The organism is Amycolatopsis sp. NPDC006131 (assembly GCF_040614175.1).
GTDB classification, from domain to species: Bacteria; Actinomycetota; Actinomycetes; order Mycobacteriales; family Pseudonocardiaceae; genus Amycolatopsis_E; species Amycolatopsis_E tucumanensis.
The window spans coordinates 24,229-44,961 of the sequence record NZ_JBEXTX010000015.1 but is presented as its reverse complement, the minus strand read 5'-3'; the positions used below and the strand labels follow the sequence as shown (position 1 = coordinate 44,961).

The following is a 20,733-nucleotide window of genomic DNA, read 5'->3' as shown; positions in this document are numbered from 1 at the left end:
TGAGGCATCGGTGCAGGAGAAGACGCGCGTCCCCGCGTCCCGCGTGCTCATCGGCACCGGGTTGCTCGGCGTGGCGGTTCTGCTCGCCGCGCTGAACCTGCGGCCGGCGGTGACCAGCGTCGGCGCGGTGCTCGACGAGATGCGCGACACGCTGGGGGCGTCCGCGACGTGGGCCGGTGCGCTGACGACCGCGCCCGGCCTGTGCTTCGCGCTCGCCGGCCTGACCGCGCCGGTGGTCGCCCGCCGACTGGGCATCGCGGTGGCCGTGGCGCTCGCGCTCGCGTTGCTGGCCGGCGGCCTGGTGCTGCGGGTGCTCGACGGGCCGCTGGTGGTGCTGGGCGGGACGCTGATCGGCACCGCGGGAATCGCGCTGGCGAACGTGCTGATCCCGGTCGTGGTCAAGGAGTCCTTCGCGACGCGGATCGGCCTGATGACCGGCCTCTACACCGGCGCGCTGCAGGCCGGCGGCGCGCTCGGCTCCGCGCTGACGCCGCCGCTGGACAGCGCGTTCGGCGGGTGGCGCCCCGGGCTCGGAAGCTGGGCGGCGCTGGCCGTGGCGGCGCTCGTGCTGTGGCTGGCCGCCGCGCGCACCCGGCCCGGCGGCCCGACGTCCGCTCAGAACGCGACCGCCGCGCGCTCGCTGTTCCGCAGCCCGCTGGCGTGGGTCGTGACGATCTTCTTCGGCCTGCAGGCCTGCCTGGCCTACATCGTGATGGGCTGGCTGCCGCAGGTGCTGATGGACGCGGGCGTCAGCCGCGCCGACGCGGGCCTGCTGATGGGCCTGGTGTCGCTGCTCGGGCTGCCGGTGAGCCTGATCGTGCCGCCGCTGGCCGCGAAGCGGGGCAGCCAGAGCGGGTGGATCCTGCTGCTCGGCGTGTTCGGCATCGCGGGCGTGATCGGCCTGATGGTCGCGCCGGAGGCCGCGCCGCTGCTGTGGTCGATCTTCCTGGGCATCGGGATGGCCGTGTTCTCGCTCGCGCTGACCACGATCGCGCTGCGGGCCCGCACGGGTGCGGAGACGGCGAAGCTGTCCGCGATGGCGCAGGGGATCGGCTACCTGCTGGCCGCGGTGGGCCCGTTCCTGTTCGGCCTGCTGCACGACGTGACGCACGGGTGGAGCGTGCCGTTCGCGATGCTGCTGGCCGTGGTCGTGGGGCAGATGGTGTTCGGCTTCTTCGCGGGGCGGCCGCGCTACGTCTGATTCCCGCCAGCGCCCGGCCGAGCCGTGATCCACGGTGGTGATCGTGGAAACCACTGTGCACGCTCGGTCCCGGGCAACCGGGCGCGAGCTGCGGTTCCCGATCCTCCAGACCATCGCGATCGTGCACGGGCGGATCGCCGAGGTGCATCCGTTCTACCGGGACACCTCGGTGATAGCCGATGCCTGCACGCCTCGCTGACCGGCCGCGCTACGTCTGACCGCGCCGGCGCACTTCCGTCGGGGAAGTGCGCCGCCGCTCAGAGCGGCAGGTTGAGCAGCGCGTTCTCGATCAGCTCGGGCATCGCCGGGTGGATCCAGTACTGGCCGCGCGCCATGGACTTCGCGTCGAGGCCGAAGCTCATCGCCTGGATCAGCGGCTGGATCACCGTTGGCGCCTGCGGGCCGATGATGTGCGCACCGATCAGCTGCCCGGTCGACGGGTCGGCCAGCAGCTTCGCGAAACCGCTGGTGTCCTCCATCGCCCAGCCGTACGCGATGCCCGCGTAGTCCTGTTTGGACGTCACGTACGCCACGCCCCGCGCCTGCGCCTCCTGCTCGGTCAGGCCCACCGAGGCGATCTGCGGCGACGTGAACACCGCGTGCGGCACGAACCGGTGGTCGGCCGTCATCGGCGACTCCGGGTTCAGCAGGTTGTGCTGCACGACCCGCGCCTCGTGGTTCGCGACGTGCTTCAGCTCGTACGGCGACGAGATGTCGCCGAGCGCGTAGATGCCCTCGACCGCGGTCTGCTGGTGGTCGTCGACCACGACGTGCCCCGCCTCGGTCGTCGTCACGCCCGTCGCGGCCACGTCCAGCAGGTCGGTGTTCGGCCGGCGCCCGACGGCGATCAGCAGCTCGTCCGCCTCGACGGTCTCGGCGCCCGACGGCCCCTCCAGCTCCACCGCGACACCCCTGCCCGACGGCCGCACCCGCACGGCCTTCCGGTTGAGCCGCACGTCGAACCGCTGCGCCGCCAGCTCGGTGAACCGCTCGCTGATGTCGAAGTCCTCGCCGCGCAGCAGCGCGCCGGACCGGGCCACCAGCGTGACCTCGACCCCGAACGAGCGGAACACGTGCGCGAACTCCGCGGCGATGAACCCACTGCCGATGATCACCATCCGCGCGGGCAGCGCGTCGAGCCGCATCACGGTGTCCGACGTGTGGTAGCGGACGTCCTCGAGGCCGGGCAGGTCCGGCACCACCGGCCGGCCGCCCGCGGCGAGCACGAACTTGTCCGCGGTGACGACCTCGTCCGGCCGCCCGTCCGCGAACGACACCGTCAGCTCCTTGTGCCCGGTGAACCGCCCCTGGCCCTCGTAGACGGTGACGCCGGCGTTGTCCTCGTGGCTCTTCCGGTACTCGCGCCCGCCCTCGGCGATCGGGTCGATGCGGCCGAAGATCCGGTCGCGCACGTCCGTCCAGCGCACCTTGTCCAGCGTCTCGTCGACGCCGAACCGGCCGGCCACCGACGGCGTCGCGGCGACGTCCGCGGCGTGCACGAACATCTTCGTCGGGATGCACCCGACGTTCAGGCACGTGCCGCCGAACACGCCCTTCTCCACGATCGCCGTCTTCCAGCCCGCGAAACGGGGATCGAGGATCGAGTTCCCCGAGCCGGTTCCGACGATCACCAGGTCGTAGTGGGGCACGTGATTACCTCCCAAGCAGTCCGCACCCGTACAACCGGGCCGGACCCGAAATCTGTTCCCGTTCCTACCCGCCGGTCGCCGTGAAATGCATCCTGTCCACCGGCTCCCGCCAAGCCCCGCCCCAGTCCCAGCCGACCGCGGCGAACGCCCGCACGGTCGCGTCGCCCGCCTCCACCATGCCCGGCCGCACCCACGAGCGGTCCAGGTACGCCGAGGCGAGTTCCGGCAGCACCACGTCGCCCTTGGTGTAGGGGTTGCAGAACGGGTTCAGGTCAATCGCCAGACCGTACGCGTGCGCCGACCAGTTCGTCTGACCGCGCACCGGACGGCAGACGAAGGCGCTGGTGTTGTTGCCGTCCCCGGTCGGCGGGGCGTCGAGTTCGGCAGGCGAGGTGACCCGCATCTCCTCGATCGGGAACCGCGCCGCGAACAGCTGCCCGAACACCCGGGTCACGTCCTCGGCGACGGAGGCGCCGACGAGCATCTCGCCGGTGTGCGGCTTCCCGTCGAAGCCCCAGAACGACATCGTCAGGTACCGCAGCGCGGACGCGGCCACCGGGCACGCGGGCTGCCAGGTGCTGCGGGCCAGCACGTCGGCCGGGACCGCGCTGACCGTCGACGCGTAGCGGCCGTCCGCGGGCGGCGGCAGGAAGTCCCGCGTCGGCAGGCGGCGGTCGCGCAGCACCGCCGGGGTCGGCCGGATCTCGCCGAAACCGTCCGGGCGGCGGGGCAGCGTCGTGGCGCCGACGGTCCACGGCGGTGCGGCGGAGGTGGTGGTGGTCGGCGGCGCCGTGGTCGTGGTGGTGGCCGCCGGGGCCGTCGGCGAGGGCACAGGCGGGGGCGGCGGCTCGGGTGGGGCGCCGCACGCCACGAGCCCGAGCGCCAGCAGGAGCGCCACGATTCCTCGCACGTCTCCAGCTTCGCAGAGCCGGAGTCCACCCGATCCAGTGACACCGGTTCCGGGCCCTTGTCGATTACTGTATGTGCGGCAATCTCACGCCCCGAATTCGTTTCCGGCGATCGGGTGTGGCACCGGGGGACATCGAGCTTTTCCGAAGGGAGCGCGCGCATGGCGAAGCACCGCCGACGCGACCGCAAGTTCCGCCTGGCGCTGACGGCGGTCATCACCGCCGCCGCGTTCGTGCCGGTGGTGGCAGCGGCCATGCCGAGCACCGGCGCCCGCCCGAACATCGTCGGCGGCACCGAGGCGTCCACCAGCAGCTACCCGTTCGCGGTGTACCTGACCGACAAGAGCGGCAACCAGTTCTGCGGCGGCGTCATCGTCAGCTCGACCGCGGTGGCCACCGCGGCGCACTGCGCCAACGCCGTGAAGCGCGCGGACCTGCGGGTCGTCGCGGGCCGGACGGACAAGCGCACGAACGACGGCAAGACCGTGTCGGTGCGCGAGGTGTGGACGCCCGACTCGTTCTCCGACCCCGGCAAGGGCGACGACGTCGCGGTCCTCAAGCTCGCGCAGAGCCTGCCGTACCAGCCGGTGGAGCTGCCCAGCGACGACTCGCTGTACGCCGAGGGCACCCGGGCGACGGTGCTGGGCTGGGGTCGCACCTCCGACGGCGGCCCCCGCTCGGACGTGCTGCGCAAGGCCGAGGTGCCGCTGCTCAGCGACTCCGGCTGCCGCGCCAGCTACTCGAACTACGACTCCCGGTCGATGGTGTGCGCAGGCTACCCGGACGGCAAGATCGACGCCTGCCAGGGCGACTCGGGCGGTCCGCTGGTCGTCGGCGGCACCCTCATCGGGCTCGTCTCGTGGGGCGATGGGTGCGCGCAAGCGGGCAAACCGGGCGTGTACACCCGCGTGCTCACCTACGTGAACGAGATTCGCAGCGAAGCCGAGTCGTCGCGGCTCGTGTTCTGGTAGTCAGGAGTCCGTGAACCCCGACAGAGGCGTCCGCGGACCGGACCTGACCACGCAGCAGCTGTACGACATCCTCCGGCTCCGGGTGGAGGTGTTCGTCGTGGAGCAGACCTGCCCGTACCCGGAGCTGGACGGGCGTGACCTGCTCCCGACGACCCGCCACTTCTGGATCGACGGGCCCGACGGCATCGAGTCCTACCTGCGGGTGCTTGACGACGGGGACGGCGTCCAGCGCATCGGCCGGGTCGTCACCGCGAAGCACGCCAGGGGCCGGGGCCTCGCCGCCCGCCTGATGACCGCCGCGCTGATCTCGGTCGGCGACGCGGACAGCGTGCTCGACGCGCAGACCTACGCTCGCGGTTTCTACGAGAAGTTCGGGTACGTCGCGGAGGGCGACGAGTTCGACGAGGACGGCATCCCGCACATCACGATGCGGCGCCGGCTGGCGCCGATTCGCTGATCACCTTCACCGCGGTGTCCACATCGGACTCCGTCAGGTCGGCCCGGGCGGTCAGGCGCAGCCGCGAAATCCCGTCCGGGACCGACGGCGGGCGGAAGCAGCCGACCCGCACGCCCTGCTCGGCGCAGCGGTCCGCCCACTCGACGGCCGATTCGGCCGAGGGCGCCTGAACCGAGATCACCGCCGCCTCCGGGTTGCTCACCCGGAACCCGGCCGCGCGCAGCTGGGCGGACAGCGTGATCGCATGGGTCAGGACCTTCTCTGGCAGGTCAGGCTCGGACTTGAGCACCCCGAGCGCGGCCAGCGCCGCGGCCGCGCTGGCCGGCGCGAGCCCGGTGTCGAAGATGAAGCTGCGGGCCGTGTCGACGAGGTGCCGGATCACGCGGCGCGGTCCGAGGACGGCGCCGCCCTGCGCGCCGAGCGCCTTGGACAGCGAGATGGTCGTGACGACGTCCGGCTCACCGGCCAGCCCGGCGGCGTGCACCGCGCCCCGGCCGCCGTCGCCGAGCACGCCGAACCCGTGCGCGTCGTCGACCAGCAGGGCCGCGCCGTGCTCGCGGCACACCTGGGACAGCTCCGGCAGCGGCGCGAGGTCGCCGTCGACGGAGAATACCGAGTCGGTGACCACCAGCGCCCGCGGCTTGCGGCGGGTCGCCAGCGCGTGCTTGATCGCCGCCGGATCGCAGTGGCTGATGGCCGCGACGTCGGTGCGGGACAGGCGGCAGCCCTCGATCAGCGACGTGTGGATGTGCTTGTCGCTGACGATCGCCGACTCCGCCCCGGACAGTGCCGTGACGGCGCCCAGGTTGGCCGTGAAGCCCGAGGAGAACACCAGCGCGGCCTGCGCGCCGCAGAAGCGCGCGAGCTCGTACTCCAGCTCGGTGTGCACCTCGGTGGAGCCGGTGTCCAGGCGTGAGCCGGTGGCGCCGGCGCCCCAGCGGAGCGCGGCGGCCGCGGCGGCACCGGCGACGCGCTTGTCGCGGGCCAGGCCGAGGTAGTCGTTGCCGGCGAGGTCCAGCTCCGTCGAGGAGGCTCCCCGCGGCCGCAGCCGGCGGGTCAGCCCGGCCGCCGCGCGCTTCTCGGCGGCGGCGTCGAGCCAGTCGAAAACCTGCTCTGGGGAGGAGGAAGCCGGTAGGTTCACGTCACGCAGTGTCGCACCGAGCCACGGCTGGGCAGTGGAGGGGCCATGACCGACACGGGACCGGCGATGATGCCGGAGGACTGGAACCGGGCGCTCGCGGTGGTCGCGCACCCGGACGACCTGGAGTACGGCGCGGCCGGGGCGATCGCCCGGTGGACCGGGCAGGGGAAGTCGGTGGTCTACGTGCTCGCCTCACGCGGCGAGGCCGGGATCGACACCATGCCGCCCGAGGAGGCCGGGCCGCTGCGGACGCGGGAACAGCTCGCCGCTGCCAGGGTCGTCGGAGTCGAGGAGGTCGAGTTCCTGGACCACCCGGACGGCCTGATCGAGAACGGGATCGCGTTGCGGCGGGACATCGCGGCGGCGGTCCGGCGGCACCGCCCGGAGCTGGTGGTGACGCTCAACCACCGCGAGTCCTTCCCCGGCGGCGGGTACAACATGGCCGACCACCGCAACGTCGGCGTGGCGACCCTGGACGCGGTCCGGGACGCGGCGAACCGCTGGCTGTTCCGCGACCTCGGTCTGGAACCGTGGAGCGGCGTGCGGTGGGTGGCCGTGTGCGGCTCGCCGGTGCAGACCCACGCCGTGGACATCACCGACACCTTCGACGCGGCGGTCGCCTCGCTGCGGGAGCACAAGGCGTACCTGGCGGCGCTGGGCGGCGAAATGGCCGAGCCGGAGCCGTTCCTGCGCCAGTTCGCCGCCATGGCCGGTGAGTCGTTCGGCGTGCCGCTGGCCTGCACGTTCGAGCTGTTCCCGATCTAGTGCCGGACCCGGTAGGTCACGTGCGTGGCCAGTGAGGTGGTGCGCGACGAGACGGGCTCGAGGTCCAGGCTGGTCACGCCGGCGAAGAGCCGGGCGCCGTCGCCGAGCACCGTCGGCGCGATGGACAGCCGCAGCTCGTCGATCAGCCCGGCCTGCAGGTACTGGTCGATCGTCGACGCGCCGCCCATGACCGCCACGGACCGCTCGCCCGCGGCGGCGCGCGCCTGGTCGAGCGCCGACTCGATCCCGTCGGTGACGAAGTGGAAGGTCGTGCCGCCCGCCATCTCGATGGGCTCGTGGGGGTAGTGGGTCAGCACGAAGACCGGCGCGTGGTACGGCGGCTCCTCGCCCCACCAGCCGCGCCAGCCGGGGTCGTCCCACTTGCCGCGGATCGGGCCGAACATGTTGCGCCCCATGATGTACGCGCCGTGGCCGAGGATCGCTTCGCGCTCGGCCTTGTTCTCCTCCGCGGCTTCGAACATCCACCGGTGCAGCTCCTCGCCGCCTTCGCCGAGCCCGTGCTCGCGGCTCTGGCGGGGACCGGCCATGAAGCCGTCGATCGAGATGGTCGGGCTGCTGAACACCTTGCTCATGGGAGTTCTCCTGACTGGTTGTGGTTTGCAATCGGTCTTGGGAACCGTACTGCTTCCGGAACCGGTTGTAAACTGCAATCGGAAGGAGAGTTGGATGACGGACGAACGCCGGTCGGGATGCCCGATCAACCTGTCGGTCGAGGTGCTGGGCGACAAGTGGTCGCTGGTCGTGATCCGGGACATGATGTTCGGCAACCTGCGGCACTTCCGGGAGCTGCTGCAGAACTCGCAGGAGGGGATCGCGTCGAACATCCTCGCGTCCCGGTTGCAGCGGCTGACCGAGCTGGGGCTGGTGTCCCGCGCCTCGGACCCGACGCACAAGCAGAAGGTGATCTACAGCCTGACGGAGCCGGCGATCCAGCTCGTGCCGGTGATGGCGCACCTGGGCGCGTGGGGGCGCAGGCACCTGCCGGTGACCCGCGAACTGGCCGTGCGGGCGGAGCTCCTGGAACGCGGCGGGCCCCAGCTGTGGGACGAGTTCATGGACGAGCTGCGCGAACAGCACCTTGGCATCCCGCGCCCGCCAGGGCGGGAGTCGGTGTTCGTGAAGCTGCGCACCGCCTACGAAGCGGCGCTCGCCGAGCAGAGCGCGTAACCCGCGGCGCCGCGCCTGCACGCCGCGAGACTCACCGGGGAAGGCCGCTGAATGAAAGAACCGCCGCGACCCCGGGCTGGGATCGCGGCGGTTCTGGGTTCAGCAGGATCTGCTGGAGCGCTGCCTGGGCTTGTACCCGGCGGAGGGCGTAGCGGCGGTGGTCGGGCCGCTCGATCCCGCGCCGCGCGACTTGCCGGGAAGGCTCGCTGACTGAAGAACCGCCGCGATCGCGGGCTGGATCCCGGCAGTTCTGGGTTCGGCAGGAATCGCTGGAGCGCTGCCTGGGGCTTGTACCCGGCGGAGGGCGTAGCGGCGGTGGCCGGGGCTGTTGATGAGCGCGCCGCGCGACTCGCTGAAAAGGCCCGCTGAACGAAAGAACCGCCGCGACCCCGGGCTGGGATCGCGGCGGTTCTGCGTTCAGTACGTCAGCTGGCCGACGGCGTGCTGCGACGCGGGCCGCGGCCCGGACGTCCCTGCCGGTAGCCGCCACCGTGACCGCGGTCCCGGTCGCCGTAGCTGCCGCCCCGGCGCGGCCGCTGCGGCCCGCCGAAGCCACGCGAGCCGCCACCCCGGCGCGGGGCGGTGTCGCGCGGACGGTCGACCACCGGAACACCGCTCGGCTCGCGGGCGCCGGTGATGTCGGACAGCTTCGCGTCACCGGGCCGCACGACCAGCTGGTCGGCGCGCACGCCGGCCTTGTCGGTCATCCGGCGCACGGTGCGCCGCTGGTCCGGCGTGATCAGCGTGACCACGGTGCCCGACGCACCGGCGCGCGCGGTGCGGCCGGCGCGGTGCAGGTAGTCCTTGTGGTCCGCGGCCGGGTCGACGTGCAGCACCAGGCTGACGTCGTCGACGTGGATGCCGCGCGCCGCGACGTCCGTGGCGACCAGCACCGTGGTGTGGCCGTCGCGGAAGTCCTGCAGGACCCGGTTGCGCTGGCCCTGCGACTTGCCGCCGTGCAGCGCGCCCGCCCGCACACCGCGCTCACGCAGCCGGTCGGTCAACCGGTCCACGTGGTGCTTGGTGCGCACGAACATGATCGTGCGGCCCTCACGGGCGCCGATCTCGGTGACCACCGACTGCTTCTCCTGGCGCGAGACCTGGAACACGTAGTGGTCCATGGTGTCGACGCTGGCCGTGGCCGGCGCGACCGAGTGCTCGACCGGGTCGTGCATGTACCGGTTGACCAGCTGCCCGACGTCGCCGTCCAGCGTCGCCGAGAACAGCAGCCGCTGGCCGTCCCGCGGGGTCAGGTCCAGGATCTCCCGGACCTGGGGCAGGAAGCCCATGTCCGCCATCTGGTCGGCCTCGTCGATGGCGATGAACTGGACCTCGCTGAGGTCCGCGGTGCCCTGCCGGACGTGGTCGGACAGACGGCCCGGCGTGGCGATCAGCAGGTCGACGCCGCGGTGCAGCGCGTCGGCCTGCCGGGGGAAGGCCATCCCGCCGACGGCGGTCCGGCACCACAGGCCCAGCGCGCGGGCCAGCGGGGTGAGCGCGTCGCTGACCTGGAGGGCCAGCTCACGCGTGGGAACGAGGACCAGGCTGCGGGGCTTCCGCGACCGGGCCTTCCCGCCCTCGAGGCGGGCCAGCAGGGCCAGCCCGAAGGCGAGGGTCTTCCCGGACCCGGTCTGCGCCCGGCCGAGCACGTCGCGCCCGGCGAGCGCGTCCGGCAGGGTCGCCGACTGGATCGGGAAGGGTGCGTCGATGCCGGCCTTGCGCAGAGCCCCGAGCAGGGGCTCCGGCAGGTTCAGGTCGGCGAACGACTGCACGGTGGAAGTGGACTCAAGGGTGATGCTCACGCACTGCCTCTCGGACGTGGTGGTACGTCGCAAGGGAGGCCCGGTGTGCCTGCGCGCAGGCAGGCTGAAGAACAAGTTCGGCGGGCTTTCACAAGGACGAACCCGGCGCGGCTGCGCCATCGGTGGTGTGTCCGCGTCCCATGAAGGGGGCGACCCGAATTCACGTCGCCCGGTTGCGGACTGTGATCAGAATACCTGAAGACCGTCGGGGACCTCACCTCAGCCCCGCCCGCTGCCGCAGGTCGAAAGCCAGGTCATCGGCCTCGACCTGCAGACCCCGCGCGGCAAACCACGCGGAGATGTTGTGGACGTCACGGGTGAGGTACTCCGCTCCTCTCGGATTCGCCACGACATCCACGACCTGGGGCAGGTCGATGAGCACGATCCGGCCCTCGTGGACGAGGATGTTGTAGGCGGACAGGTCTCCGTGCGCGAGCCCCTCCGACGCCAGTACGTCGAGCGCCCCGATCGTCTGGAACCACAGTTCGCGTAGTTCGTCCGGTTCGGGCCGCAGCTGTGCCAGGCGTGGCGCCGCTGTGCCGTCGGGCTCTCCGACGAACTCCAGCAGCAGTTCCGTGCCGTCCCGCTGCACCGGGTACGGCACCGGCGCGCCGATCGTCCACAATCGACTGAGCGCGGCGAACTCGGCGACCGCCCACTGCTCTGCGATGAGGTTGCGGCCGAACGAGGTGCGCTGCGCCATGGCCCGGTTCTCCCGGGACCGGCGCATGCGCCTGCCCTCGAGGTAGCCGGAGTCGCGGTGGAACTGGCGGTGCTCGCTTGATCGGTAACGCTTCGCGGCGAGCAGGCATTCCCGGCTGCGGTCGGGGAGCCCGCGGCGCAGCAGGTGCACCTCGGCCTCCTTGCCGGTCTTGAGGACACCCAGCTCGGTGTCCACGGCGGCCAGTTCGGTGACCAGCCAGGCCGGGTGCGGGCGCGGGCCGTGCTCGGCGCTGTCCCACGTCGAGTACCGGTCGGCGCCGCCGGGCACCGCCGGTTCGGCGTAGCTGTCGTCGCGCACGCGGGCGAGCCGCTGCCGTTCCTGTTCGGTCAGGCGGCCGCTGCGGACGGGGTTGATCTCGTCGTCGAACCGCGGGCGGCGACGACGTGAGCGTGGGGTGAAGTCTTCGAAATCGTGCTGACGCACTGGTGGGTCTCCAAGGCTGAGGGGCCCCACCGGCGCCGTTCGATCAGGCGGGTGGGGCGGGTGGACGGGCGGCGAAGGCACGGCCCAGCACAACGACGGACACAACGCACCTCCTTCACTCGCCACCGGGGCCCAGCACACCGGCGTTTCGCGTGATCATGCCCGCGGCGGCGCTGCGGCCGCAACCGAATTACCGGCAGACTGGCGGCATGCGCGTGATCGTGATCGGCTCCGGGATCGCCGGAGCGAGCACCGCCCACCAGCTCGCCCGCCGCGGCGCCGAGGTCGTGGTGGTCGAGGCAGGCCGTCCGGGAGTGGCGACGGCCGCGGGTGCGGGCATCGTGTGCCCGTGGACCAGCCGCCGCGGCGACGACGAGTACCGCTTCGCCGCCGCGGCCGCCGCCTACTACCCGGAGCTGGTCGCCCAGCTGGCCGAGGACGGCGCCGGTGACACCTCGTTCGAGGTGGTCGGCGGGATGGTCGTGTCGGCGGACCCGGCCGAACTCGACGAGGCGTTCGCCCGGGTGAGTGCGCGCGTTGCCGGGGAACCGGCGGCGGGCGAGGTCTCCCGGCTCGATCCGGCGCAGGCCCGCGAGCTGTTTCCCGCGCTCGCGCCCGATCTGGCCGCGGTGCACGTCTCCGGCGGCGGCCGCGTGGACGGGCGGCGGATGCGGCAGGCGCTGCTCGACGCCGCGGTGGCGCGCGGCACCCGGATCGTCGAGGGCGCGGCGGAGCTGACCGGGCGCGGCGTCCGGGTCGCCGGGGAGGAGCTGGACGCGGACAAGGTCGTCGTCGCGGCCGGGGCGTGGAGCAGCGAGCTGGTGCCGTCGGTGTCCGTGGCGCCGCAGCGGGGCCAGATCAGCCACTTCGAACTGCCGGGCGCGGACACCGCGCGCTGGCCGGTGGTGCTGCCGGTGTCCAGCCACTACCTGCTGGCCTTCCCCGGCTCGCGGGTCGTCGCGGGCGCCACGCGGGAGACCGGCTCCGGCTTCGACCACCGCATCACCGCGGCCGGGCAGCGGGAGGTGCTGGACCACGCCCTGACCGTGGCGCCGGGCCTGGCCGACGCGACGCTGCTGGAAACCCGGATCGGCTTCCGGCCCGCCTCGCCGGACGGCCTGCCGCTGCTCGGGCCGCTGGCGGAGCGGCCGGACGTGCTGATCGCCAACGGGTTCGGCCCCGGCGGGCTCACCGCGGCGCCGTTCGCCGGACGTCTCGTCGCCTGCCTCGCGCTCGGCGAGGAGGTGCCGGTCGACCTCGCGCCCTACCGGCCGGAGCGGTTCACCGGTCGGTGATCAGCTCCAGCTCCTGCTCGCCGACCCGGTCCAGCGTGATGCCTGCCCGCTCGGCGGCGCCGATCAGGCCCTCCACAGTGGAGGGTTCACGGGTGGCGGTCGCCAGCGCGGCGGCGAGCTTTCCCTTGTAGGCCTTGTTGAAGTGGCTCACGGTCTTGCCGCTCGCGGTGACCACGCGCACCGTGATCGCACGCGGGATGCGGGCCAGCGCGGCGTAGGCGCCGGAGCGCAGGTCGACGATCAGACCGTCCACTTCGGCCAGTGCGGGCTCCAGGACGGGCCGCCACAGCGACCGCAGCGTGCCGAGCGCGGGCAGGGTGGTGCCCCCGGAGAGCCGGTAGGCCGGGATGCGGTCGTCGCCGCGGGCGATGCCGAACAGGGCGGAGGCGACGGCCAGCCTGCGGTCCGCCTTAGCCCGCGCGGCGGGACGGAGACCGCCGTAGTCGAGCGCGTCGTAGAGCACGCCGGTGTAGCGCTCCAGCGCGGGCAGGGTGGGCGCGCTCCAGAGCGCGGCGTTGCGCGCCACCTCGTCCTCCTGCCGCGCCGACAGGCCCAGCACGTCCAGGCTCTCCCGAACGTTGCCGGCCAGCTCGACCAGCGCGTCGGCCAGCTTGCGCCGCAGCGGGTTCAGCTCGGCGAACGACAAGGCGTCGAGATCCAGCGGAGGGCCGTCCCCACCGGCGGCTTTGGTTTCCGAAGGAGGCAGCAGCACCAGCACGGCCAGCAGGGTAACCCGGGCGCGGAAAATCGCTGGGACGGGCCAGCGGCTGTGCCTACGCTCGACCGATGACTGTGACCTGGCGCGCACTGCGGCTGGACGACGCCGAAGCGGTGACGGAGTTGTTCGCCGCAGGCGAGAAGGTGGAGCCCACGGGGGAGGAGCACAGCGTCGACGACATCAGGGAGAGCCTGGAGTCGCCGAACTCGCCGCTGCCCGAGGCGGGGGTCGCCGTGCTGGACGGCGACCGGATGATCGCCTACGCGATGACGGCGCGACGGACCGCCGCCGATCCGGTGCACCAGATGCGGGTCGAATCGATGGTGCACCCGGACCACCGGACGGACGCCCTCGGCGCGGAGCTGCTCCGGTGGTACGAGGAGGCGAGCTCCGAACTTCACCGGAAAGTGTTCCCGGGAGCGCCGCTGGAACTGCACGCCATGGCGCACGACAACCAGCGGTGGTACGCGTCGGTGCTGCGCCGCGGCGGCTACGAGCACGTGCGCACCTTCCTCGACATGACGGCGGACCTGTCGGCCCTGCCGTCCGTGGAGTCCACGGTCGAGCCGGTCCGGTACGAGCCGCGGCACGAGGAGGCCACCCGGCTCGCCCTCAACGAGGCGTTCGGCGAGCACTTCGGCAGCGCGCCGCTGACGCCCGAGGTGTTCCGGCACCGCGTCACCGGCAGTGCCGGGTTCCGGCCGGAGCTGTCGTTCCTGACGCTCGACGGCGACCGGGTGACCGCGCTGGTGCTGTGCGTCGAACGCGGCGTCGCGGACGGCGAGGTGGTCGTCGAGTACGTCGGCACCCGGCCCGAGGCGCGGGGTCGCGGAGCGGCGAAGAGCCTGGTGGCGCGGGTGTTGCGGGAGGCCCGCGAGCGCGGCTACCAGCGGGCGGTGCTCGGCGTGGACGGCGAGAACCCGACCGGCGCGCAGCGGGTGTACGAGCGGTGCGGCTTCGTGGTGACCGGCCACTGGCACGTGCACGCGCGCCCGGTCAGCGGACGGTAAGCCGCCGGTCAGCGCTCCTGGCGAAGCTCGGGGCAACCGAGTTCGAGGAGTGCTTCGATGAGTAGGACAGTGCTGATCTCCGGCGCGAGCATCGCCGGCCCGTCCACCGCGTTCTGGCTGAACCGCCTTGGCTACGCGACGACCGTGGTCGAGCGGGCGCCCGCCCTGCGGGAGGGTGGACAGGCCGTCGACTTCCGCGGCGAGCAGGTGGCGGTGCTGCGGCGGATGGGGTTGCTGGAGGAGATCCGCGCGCACCAGACGTCGATGGGGGAGCAGCACATCCTGGACGCGTCTGGGAAGCGCGTGGCGAGCCTGCCGTCCTCGATGATCAGCGGTGAGGTCGAGATCCAGCGCGGCGACCTGAGCCGAGTGCTGTACGAGGCGACGAAGGACCGCACGGAGTACGTCTTCAGCGACTGGATCACGTCGCTGACGGAGACCGGTTCGGGTGTCGAGGTGACGTTCGCCCACGGCGCCCCGCGGACCGTCGACCTGGTGATCGGCGCCGACGGGCTGCACTCGGGCGTGCGGGCGCTGGCGTTCGGGCCGGAGTCGCGGTTCCGCACCGAGATGGGGTACGCGTGCGCGGGGTTCAGCGCGCCGAACCACCTGCGGCTCGACCACACCGGGCTGATCTACAACGTGCTCGGCCGCGGCGTGACGTACGCGGCGCAGGACCCGGACGGCCCCGCCAGCATCGGTTTCGTCTTCGCCGCCGACGGCCTGACCTACGACCGCAAGGACGAGGACCAGGTGAAGCGTTTGATCGCGGACGTGTACGACGGCGTCGGCTGGGAGGTCCCGCGCCTGCTGGACGCCCTGCGCGACGCCGCTGATCTGTACTTCGACGAGCTGGCGCACGTGTACCTGCCGCGCTACACCAGCGGCCGGGTCGCACTGGTCGGCGACGCGGGCTGGGGCGTGGGGCCCGGCGGTGGCGGCACGGGCCTGGCGATGATGGCGGCGTACGTGCTGGCGGGCGAGCTGGCCGCCGCGGGCGGGGACCACGCGGTGGCCTTCGAGCGGTACGAGTCGGAGGTCCGCCCGGCCGCCGAGGCGGGCGCGAAGCAGGCGAAGGGCACCGGCCCGTTCCTGGCGCCCCGCACCGCGCGTGGTCTGTGGCTGCGGAACCAGTCGCACCGGATGCTGACGACCCGCGTGTTCTCCGGGGTGTTCGACAAGATGACCCTGAAGGCGGCGAACACGTTGAAGCTGAAGGACTACGGGATCTGAGGCTCCCGGGAGCCGAGGGTTTCGGCGATCTCCTCGAAGGACATGGCGGTGCCGCGGTCGTAGGCGGCTGCGAAGGCGTCGGCGCCCAGCAGCTTCTGGCAGCCGGCCGCCACCGCCGCCACGTCCTGGTCGTGCGGCCTGGCGGCGCTCCGCAGCGCCACCGCCATCCCCAGCTGCTCGGCCGCCCGCTCGGGGTCGCCGTCGAGCAGGGTCATTCCCGCCTGGCCTTCCAGCGCGTCCGCGATGTCGGTCCGGAAGTGCTGCGCGAGCGTGATGTCCAGCGCCTGCCGGTGCCGTGCCCGCGCCTCAGGCCAGTCGCCCGTCGCCTCGGCGAGCCTGCCCATCGCCGTGAGGGTCCGGGCGCTCGCCGCGTCGCTCTGCCAGTCCGTGCCCAGCGTGGCCAGCGCCCGCTCGAAGTGCACCCTGGCCTGCGCGAAGTCCCCGCGACGCCGGGCCAGCTCGCCGAACCCGCGCTCGGTGAGGCCGAGCAGGGTCGAGGCGCCCGCGCGCCGCGCGAGGTCGGCCGCGTGGCGGTGACCGGCTTCGGCGTCGGTCAGGTCGCCGTCGCGCAGCAACCGGTCCGCCCGCCGCGCCCACAGCTCGGCCAGCTCCTCCGTCGCGTTGAGCTGCCCGAGCAGGTCCATCGCCTCGTCGACGAGCGCCGCGGACCGGTCCCGGTCACCCCGCAGGTCCGCGAGCTCGGCGAGCCCGTCGAGCACCTGCGCGGTGCCCCACCGGTCGCCGATCCGCCGGAACAGCTCGAGCGATCTGGCGAAGGCCTCTTCGGCGCCCGCGCTGTCACCGTTGAACAGGCGCAGGTAGCTCGTCGAGAAGTGCACCAGCGCCTGGAACCACGGATCGTCGTCGTCGACCATGGCCTGTTCCAGCTCGTTCGGCCGCCGCGCCGGGCTCGGCGGGCCGGCGAACAGCGCCCAGTAGACGAGCAGGTACGGCTGACGCAGCGGCCACGGCAGCGACGGCACGATCGAATCGACCCGCCGCAGGTGTTCGTCGAGACCAGGTGGTTCGGCGGGCGCGGCGTTGAGCACGCACAGCACGTACTCCTCCGCCAGGTCGGCGGGCGGTTCCGGGCCGAGGTTGGCCAGCAGCCGCGCGGCGAGCGGCGCGATTTCCGTGCGCACGCCCTGCAGACGCCAGTACGAGGACAGTGCGCCGACCAGTCGCAGTGCCAGCGCGGTGTCCGACTCGACCGCCCAGCGCAGTGCCGCGTGCAGGTTCGCCCGCTCGGCGGTCAGGCGGGCGAGCCATTCGATCTGCTCGGTGCGGCGCAGGTGCGGGTCGGCGGTCTGGGCGAGGGCGAGGAAGTGCCCGGCATGCGCCCTGGCCACCGCGTCCCGTTCGCCCGATTCGTCCAGCCGCTCGGCGCTGAACGCCCGGATCGTCTCCAGCATCCGGTAGCGCTCACCGGAGAACTCGATGAGCGACTTGTCGACAAGGCTGTCGAGGAGGTCTACGGTGTCCGGTTCGGACAGTCCGCACACGCTCGCGACCGCGTCCACCGTCGCCCCGCCCGCGAAGATCGCGAAGCGGCGCACCAGGTTCTGTTCGTCCGGCGTGAGGAGGTCCCAGCTCCAGCCGACGACGGCACGCAGCGTCTGGTGCCGGGGCGCGGCGGTGCGGCTGCCCTTGGACAGCAGGCGGAACCGGTCGTCGAGGCGGGCTTCGAGCTGGTCCAGCGGCAGGGTCCGCAGGCGCGCCGCGGCGAGTTCGATGGCCAGTGGCAGTCCGTCGAGCGCCTCGCAGATCCGCCGCACCCGCTCGGCCGAGTCGTCGTCGAGGCGGAACCCGGGCCGCACGGCGGCGGCGCGTTCGGTGAACAGCCGCACCGACTCGTAGCCGGTGGCCTCGGCCGCGCCGCTGCCGTGCGGCGGGGACGCGAGCGGCGGCACCGCGCACAGCGCCTCGCCGGTGATTCCGAGTGGTTCGCGGCTGGTGGCGAGCACCCGCAGCCCGGGGCTCGACGAGAGGAGCCGGTGGACGAGCTTCGCGGCGTCGGCGATCACGTGCTCGCAGTTGTCGAGGATCAGCAGCAGGCGCCGGTCGGTGAGCGCGACCTCGATGCGCCCGACCGGGTCCGGCGGGGCGCCGCCGGTGGGGAACAGGCCGGTCTCCCGCAGGCCGAGCGCGGTGAGGACGGCCTGGGCGACGTCGGCGCCGCTGGTGACGGGGGACAGGTCCACGAAGCACACTTCGCCGTCGGCACGGCCACCGGCCTCGATGGACAGACGGGTCTTGCCCGCGCCGCCGGGGCCGGTCAGGGTGACCAGGCGCCCGGTGTCGAGCAGGTCGGCGATGCGGGCCAGTTCCGCTTCGCGGCCGATGAAAGTGGTGAACTGGGCGGGGATCTTCGGCGGTTCGGGCGGCGGCTCGGCGCGCAGCACGGCGAGGTGCGCGGCGGCGAGTTCCGGGGACGGGTCGGCGCCGAGTTCGTCGGCGAGCACGCGCCGGGCATCGGCGAAGACGGTGAGCGCCTCGGCTTGGCGGCCGTTGGCGGCGAGCGCGCGCATGAGCAGGACGCGGGGCCGTTCCCGCAGGGGGTGCGCGGCGCACAGTTCGGTGAGTTCGCCGATCACCGCGCGGGATTCGCCGACGGCGAGGTCGGCTTCGGCGCGGTCCTCGACGGTGGCGACGCGCAACTCGTCGAGGCGCGCGGCCTGTGCTTCGGCGAAGGGGGCGTCGCGCACGTCCGCGAGGGCCGGGCCGCGCCAGAGGTCCAGGGCTTCGCGTAGCAGCTTCGCGGCGCGGGCGTGTTCGTTGGTGGTGAGGGCTTGGCGCCCGTCGCGGGCGAGGCGGGTGAAGCGGTGGAAATCGACCTGGTCCGGTTCGACCGCGAGGCGGTAGCCGGCGGGGTGGGATTCGATGCGGGCTTGGTCGCCGAGTTTGCGGCGGAGGCGGGACACCTGGGCCTGCAGGGCGTTGGCCGCGTCGCCCGGCGGGTGGTCGCCGTAGAGGCCGTCGACGAGCCGGTCCGTGCCGACGACGCGACCGGCGTCGAGCAGCAGGAGCGCGAGGAGGGACCGGGGCCGTGGCCCGCCGAGGGGCACCGGGTCGCCGGCCGCGGAGCGCGCCTCGACAGGACCCAGGACGGCGAACCACACCCCGCGATTGTGGCGCATGGCGCGCCGGACGGGGTGAGGCTGTGCCGCGGTTCGCGGGCCGCTGCTTTACTTCACTCATGGAACCTGGGCCGCTGACGATTTCCTACGCCGTGGCTTCCGACGTCGGGCAGCGACGCGAAGCGAACGAGGACTCGGTCTACACCAGTCCGCGTCTGCTCGCCGTCGCCGACGGGATGGGGGGTCACGTCGCCGGTGAGGTCGCCAGTTCGGGCGCGGTCGCCGCGATCGCCGCCCTGGACGAGCGCCTCGAGGCGGAGTCCGCGAAGGCCGACGTGGAGGCGCTGGCGACCGCCGTGGCCGACGCCGGTGCCCGCTTGCGGGCCCAGGTCGAGGAGGACAGCCGGCTGCAGGGCATGGGCACCACGCTGACGGTGCTCGCCTGGGACGGCACGTCGTTCGCGGTGGCCCACGTCGGGGACTCGCGGGCGTACCGGCTGCGCGAGGGCGAGCTGGCGCAGGTGACGCGCGATCACACGGTGGTGCAGGAGCTGGTGGACCAGGGCCGGATCTCGCCGGAGCTGGCGATGAGCCACCCGCAGCGTTCGGTGCTGACGAGGGCGCTCCAGGGCGCCGGCGAGCCCGAGCCGGACCTCTTCGTGCTGGACGCCAGGCCCGGCGACAGGTACCTCATCTGCTCCGACGGCCTCTCCGACGTCGCGACGCCGGAGCAGCTGACGGAGGTGCTGACGACGGTGCCGACCCCCGAGGAGGCCGTCCAGAGGCTCGTGGAGCTGGCCAACGCGGGCGGCGGACCGGACAACATCAGCTGCGTCGTGGCCGACGTGGCGGAGGCGAACGCGGCCGACTGAGGCCGACGCGGGCGGCGTGGCCGACTGAGGCCGACGCGGGCGGCGTGGCTGGCTCGGTCCGGTGTGACTGGCTGGGGCCGGTGTGGCGGTCATGGACGCGGCCGGCTGACGCCGACATGTCGGACGCGGCGGCATGGCCGGCTGAGGCCGGCGTGGCTGGCTCGGCAGGCGTGGTGACGCAGACGCGACCGGCTGACGTGGTCGGCTAGGACTGGCGCGGTCGGTTAGGGCTGATGGGGCTGGCGCGGCCGGCTAGAGCCGATGGGCCGACCCGGCTGACGTGCTCGGTTAGGGCTGACGCGGTCGGTTGGGGCTGATGCGGCTGGCGCGGCCGGCTAGGGCCGATGGGCCCGATGGGGCTACGCTCGGGTCGGTCGTCGCGATGGCCGAGGCTGGTCAGGCCTGCGGAGTCGCGCGCCGGTGGAGGCTGTTCCAGCGGGCGGCGGCTGCCCGCGGCGGCTGAGGCTGGTCGCGCGCTCTGCGAACGCCGCTGGTTCTTCCACCCGGGCGGCGGCCCGCCTTCCGGCGGGTGTGCCCTCCGAGGTGGGCTTCGCCGCCCGGCGGCGACTGTGCAACCTTGGTGGGGTGCGCCACCTCGTGGTGGGCGTGCCCGGTCGGCCCGGCGGCGTGCCGGTTCGGATCTTGAAAACTGGTTCGCGGGGGCGTCGGCCGCGGGTACGGTCTGGGCCATGGCCTCACCGGAATCGCTGGTCTCCGCGCTGGCGGACCCTGAACGCCTGATGCTCTTCGCCCGGATCTGCACTTCGCACGACGGGTTACCGGTGGCAGGGGATCGGCATACCGCGAAACTTGCGAAGCGCCTCGTTTCGGCTGGGATCGTCACCGTTGCCGGGGATCGGTACCGGGCAGTGCCGCAAGCTTTCCGCGACTCGCTCGCCAAGCTGCCGAGCGATCCGCTCGAAGCGCTGTTCAGCCGCGGCCGGCTCACCACCATTCCGCGTCCGGGCAAGCTTCGCCAGGCCCTGCTCGAGAAACTCGCCGAGCAGTTCGAGCCCGGCCGGGTCTACACCGAGCCGGAGGTCCGCGCGAAGCTCGCCGCGATCTACGAGGACCATGCCGCGCTTCGCCGCTACCTCGTCGACGCCGGGCTCCTCCAGCGCAGCAACGACGGACGCGCATACGGCCGCCCCGCCGAAGCCCGGCCCGACTCCGAGAACGACGGCCGTCGCGTTCACGTCTGAGCGGTTCGGCCATAACGAACGCCGGCTTGAGCCGCTGACCCGGCGAGTTTGGCGTTGTGGTTTGCCCACAACTGGCCGTTGCCGCGCACGGCTCGGC

At 72.9% G+C, this 20,733-nt stretch carries 19 protein-coding genes; 11 read left to right on the top strand and 8 right to left on the bottom strand.

Annotated features, from left to right (window positions below):
- Positions 1-43: 43 nt before the first annotated feature.
- Complete coding sequence (locus ABZ215_RS11135; RefSeq protein ID WP_354949436.1) at positions 44-1,201, top strand: MFS transporter; 1,158 nt, start codon at positions 44-46, stop codon at positions 1,199-1,201.
- Between the two features lie 43 nt (positions 1,202-1,244).
- Entirely contained in the window at positions 1,245-1,400 is a 156-nt protein-coding gene (locus tag ABZ215_RS11130) for a hypothetical protein (protein WP_354949405.1), read from the top strand.
- 58 nt (positions 1,401-1,458) lie between these two features.
- On the opposite strand, the gene ABZ215_RS11125 is transcribed toward ABZ215_RS11130, so the two are convergent.
- Entirely contained in the window at positions 1,459-2,850 is a 1,392-nt protein-coding gene (locus tag ABZ215_RS11125; protein WP_354949404.1) for a mycothione reductase, read from the bottom strand.
- A gap of 64 nt (positions 2,851-2,914) precedes the next feature.
- A complete protein-coding gene (locus tag ABZ215_RS11120; protein WP_354949435.1) occupies positions 2,915-3,748 on the bottom strand; it encodes a M15 family metallopeptidase in 834 nt (277 codons plus the stop codon).
- A gap of 171 nt (positions 3,749-3,919) precedes the next feature.
- Here ABZ215_RS11120 and ABZ215_RS11115 point away from each other — a divergent pair, with 171 nt between their 5' ends.
- Both ABZ215_RS11115 and ABZ215_RS11110 read left to right on the top strand, forming a co-directional pair.
- Positions 3,920-4,729 (top strand): serine protease, encoded by an 810-nt coding sequence (locus ABZ215_RS11115; RefSeq protein WP_020418187.1) that lies wholly within the window; start codon positions 3,920-3,922, stop codon positions 4,727-4,729.
- 10 nt (positions 4,730-4,739) lie between these two features.
- The gene (locus ABZ215_RS11110) at positions 4,740-5,186 is read left to right on the top strand and encodes a GNAT family N-acetyltransferase (RefSeq protein WP_020418188.1); all 447 of its coding nucleotides are present in this window, start codon (positions 4,740-4,742) and stop codon (positions 5,184-5,186) included.
- Here ABZ215_RS11110 and ABZ215_RS11105 read toward each other — a convergent pair.
- Complete coding sequence (locus ABZ215_RS11105) at positions 5,152-6,327, bottom strand: 8-amino-7-oxononanoate synthase (RefSeq protein ID WP_354949403.1); 1,176 nt, start codon at positions 6,325-6,327, stop codon at positions 5,152-5,154. The genes ABZ215_RS11110 and ABZ215_RS11105 overlap by 35 nt on opposite strands.
- Before the next feature lie 45 nt (positions 6,328-6,372).
- On the opposite strand from ABZ215_RS11105, the gene ABZ215_RS11100 reads away from it, so the two are divergent.
- Positions 6,373-7,092 (top strand): PIG-L deacetylase family protein, encoded by a 720-nt coding sequence (locus ABZ215_RS11100; protein ID WP_354949402.1) that lies wholly within the window; start codon positions 6,373-6,375, stop codon positions 7,090-7,092.
- Here ABZ215_RS11100 and ABZ215_RS11095 read toward each other — a convergent pair.
- Complete coding sequence (locus ABZ215_RS11095) at positions 7,089-7,685, bottom strand: dihydrofolate reductase family protein (protein WP_354949401.1); 597 nt, start codon at positions 7,683-7,685, stop codon at positions 7,089-7,091. The genes ABZ215_RS11100 and ABZ215_RS11095 overlap by 4 nt on opposite strands.
- A gap of 94 nt (positions 7,686-7,779) precedes the next feature.
- On the opposite strand from ABZ215_RS11095, the gene ABZ215_RS11090 reads away from it, so the two are divergent.
- Positions 7,780-8,280, top strand: coding sequence for a helix-turn-helix domain-containing protein (locus ABZ215_RS11090; protein ID WP_354949400.1), 501 nt, complete (start codon positions 7,780-7,782; stop codon positions 8,278-8,280).
- Between the two features lie 425 nt (positions 8,281-8,705).
- Here the strand turns inward: ABZ215_RS11090 and ABZ215_RS11085 are convergent, their stop codons facing one another.
- Both ABZ215_RS11085 and ABZ215_RS11080 read right to left on the bottom strand, forming a co-directional pair.
- The gene (locus tag ABZ215_RS11085) at positions 8,706-10,082 is read right to left on the bottom strand and encodes a DEAD/DEAH box helicase (RefSeq protein WP_027931758.1); all 1,377 of its coding nucleotides are present in this window, start codon (positions 10,080-10,082) and stop codon (positions 8,706-8,708) included.
- A 214-nt stretch (positions 10,083-10,296) separates the two neighbouring features.
- The gene (locus ABZ215_RS11080; protein WP_020418194.1) at positions 10,297-11,229 is read right to left on the bottom strand and encodes an RIO1 family regulatory kinase/ATPase; all 933 of its coding nucleotides are present in this window, start codon (positions 11,227-11,229) and stop codon (positions 10,297-10,299) included.
- 209 nt (positions 11,230-11,438) lie between these two features.
- On the opposite strand from ABZ215_RS11080, the gene ABZ215_RS11075 reads away from it, so the two are divergent.
- Positions 11,439-12,524 (top strand): FAD-binding oxidoreductase, encoded by a 1,086-nt coding sequence (locus ABZ215_RS11075; RefSeq protein WP_354949399.1) that lies wholly within the window; start codon positions 11,439-11,441, stop codon positions 12,522-12,524.
- Here ABZ215_RS11075 and yaaA read toward each other — a convergent pair.
- The gene (gene yaaA, locus ABZ215_RS11070) at positions 12,511-13,242 is read right to left on the bottom strand and encodes a peroxide stress protein YaaA (protein ID WP_020418196.1); all 732 of its coding nucleotides are present in this window, start codon (positions 13,240-13,242) and stop codon (positions 12,511-12,513) included. The two genes, ABZ215_RS11075 and yaaA, sit on opposite strands and share 14 nt — an antisense overlap.
- Before the next feature lie 68 nt (positions 13,243-13,310).
- On the opposite strand from yaaA, the gene ABZ215_RS11065 reads away from it, so the two are divergent.
- Together ABZ215_RS11065 and ABZ215_RS11060 are read left to right on the top strand one after the other, a co-directional pair.
- Positions 13,311-14,252, top strand: coding sequence for a GNAT family N-acetyltransferase (locus ABZ215_RS11065; RefSeq protein ID WP_354949398.1), 942 nt, complete (start codon positions 13,311-13,313; stop codon positions 14,250-14,252).
- Positions 14,253-14,309: 57 nt separating this feature from the next.
- Complete coding sequence (locus ABZ215_RS11060; RefSeq protein ID WP_354949397.1) at positions 14,310-15,485, top strand: FAD-dependent monooxygenase; 1,176 nt, start codon at positions 14,310-14,312, stop codon at positions 15,483-15,485.
- On the opposite strand, the gene ABZ215_RS11055 is transcribed toward ABZ215_RS11060, so the two are convergent.
- Entirely contained in the window at positions 15,473-18,604 is a 3,132-nt protein-coding gene (locus tag ABZ215_RS11055) for a BTAD domain-containing putative transcriptional regulator (protein ID WP_354949396.1), read from the bottom strand. The two genes, ABZ215_RS11060 and ABZ215_RS11055, sit on opposite strands and share 13 nt — an antisense overlap.
- Positions 18,605-18,681: 77 nt before the next feature.
- Here ABZ215_RS11055 and ABZ215_RS11050 point away from each other — a divergent pair, with 77 nt between their 5' ends.
- Positions 18,682-19,434 carry a PP2C family serine/threonine-protein phosphatase gene (locus tag ABZ215_RS11050; RefSeq protein WP_354949395.1) on the top strand — a complete coding sequence of 251 codons (753 nt, stop codon included), beginning with the start codon at positions 18,682-18,684 and terminating at the stop codon, positions 19,432-19,434.
- Between the two features lie 689 nt (positions 19,435-20,123).
- Positions 20,124-20,636 carry a DUF2087 domain-containing protein gene (locus ABZ215_RS11045; protein ID WP_354949394.1) on the top strand — a complete coding sequence of 171 codons (513 nt, stop codon included), beginning with the start codon at positions 20,124-20,126 and terminating at the stop codon, positions 20,634-20,636.
- Positions 20,637-20,733: the final 97 nt, after the last annotated feature.

Bases quoted from the DNA above. Each gene is read 5' to 3' on its own strand.
- ABZ215_RS11115 (WP_020418187.1), top strand. From the start codon at position 3,920: ATGGCGAAGCACCGCCGACGCGACCGCAAGTTCCGCCTGGCGCTGACG.
- ABZ215_RS11100 (WP_354949402.1), top strand. From the start codon at position 6,373: ATGACCGACACGGGACCGGCGATGATGCCGGAGGACTGGAACCGGGCG.
- ABZ215_RS11095 (WP_354949401.1), bottom strand. From the start codon at position 7,685: ATGAGCAAGGTGTTCAGCAGCCCGACCATCTCGATCGACGGCTTCATG.
- ABZ215_RS11090 (WP_354949400.1), top strand. From the start codon at position 7,780: ATGACGGACGAACGCCGGTCGGGATGCCCGATCAACCTGTCGGTCGAG.
- ABZ215_RS11075 (WP_354949399.1), top strand. From the start codon at position 11,439: ATGCGCGTGATCGTGATCGGCTCCGGGATCGCCGGAGCGAGCACCGCC.
- ABZ215_RS11065 (WP_354949398.1), top strand. From the start codon at position 13,311: ATGACTGTGACCTGGCGCGCACTGCGGCTGGACGACGCCGAAGCGGTG.
- ABZ215_RS11060 (WP_354949397.1), top strand. From the start codon at position 14,310: ATGAGTAGGACAGTGCTGATCTCCGGCGCGAGCATCGCCGGCCCGTCC.
- ABZ215_RS11050 (WP_354949395.1), top strand. From the start codon at position 18,682: ATGGAACCTGGGCCGCTGACGATTTCCTACGCCGTGGCTTCCGACGTC.
- ABZ215_RS11045 (WP_354949394.1), top strand. From the start codon at position 20,124: ATGGCCTCACCGGAATCGCTGGTCTCCGCGCTGGCGGACCCTGAACGC.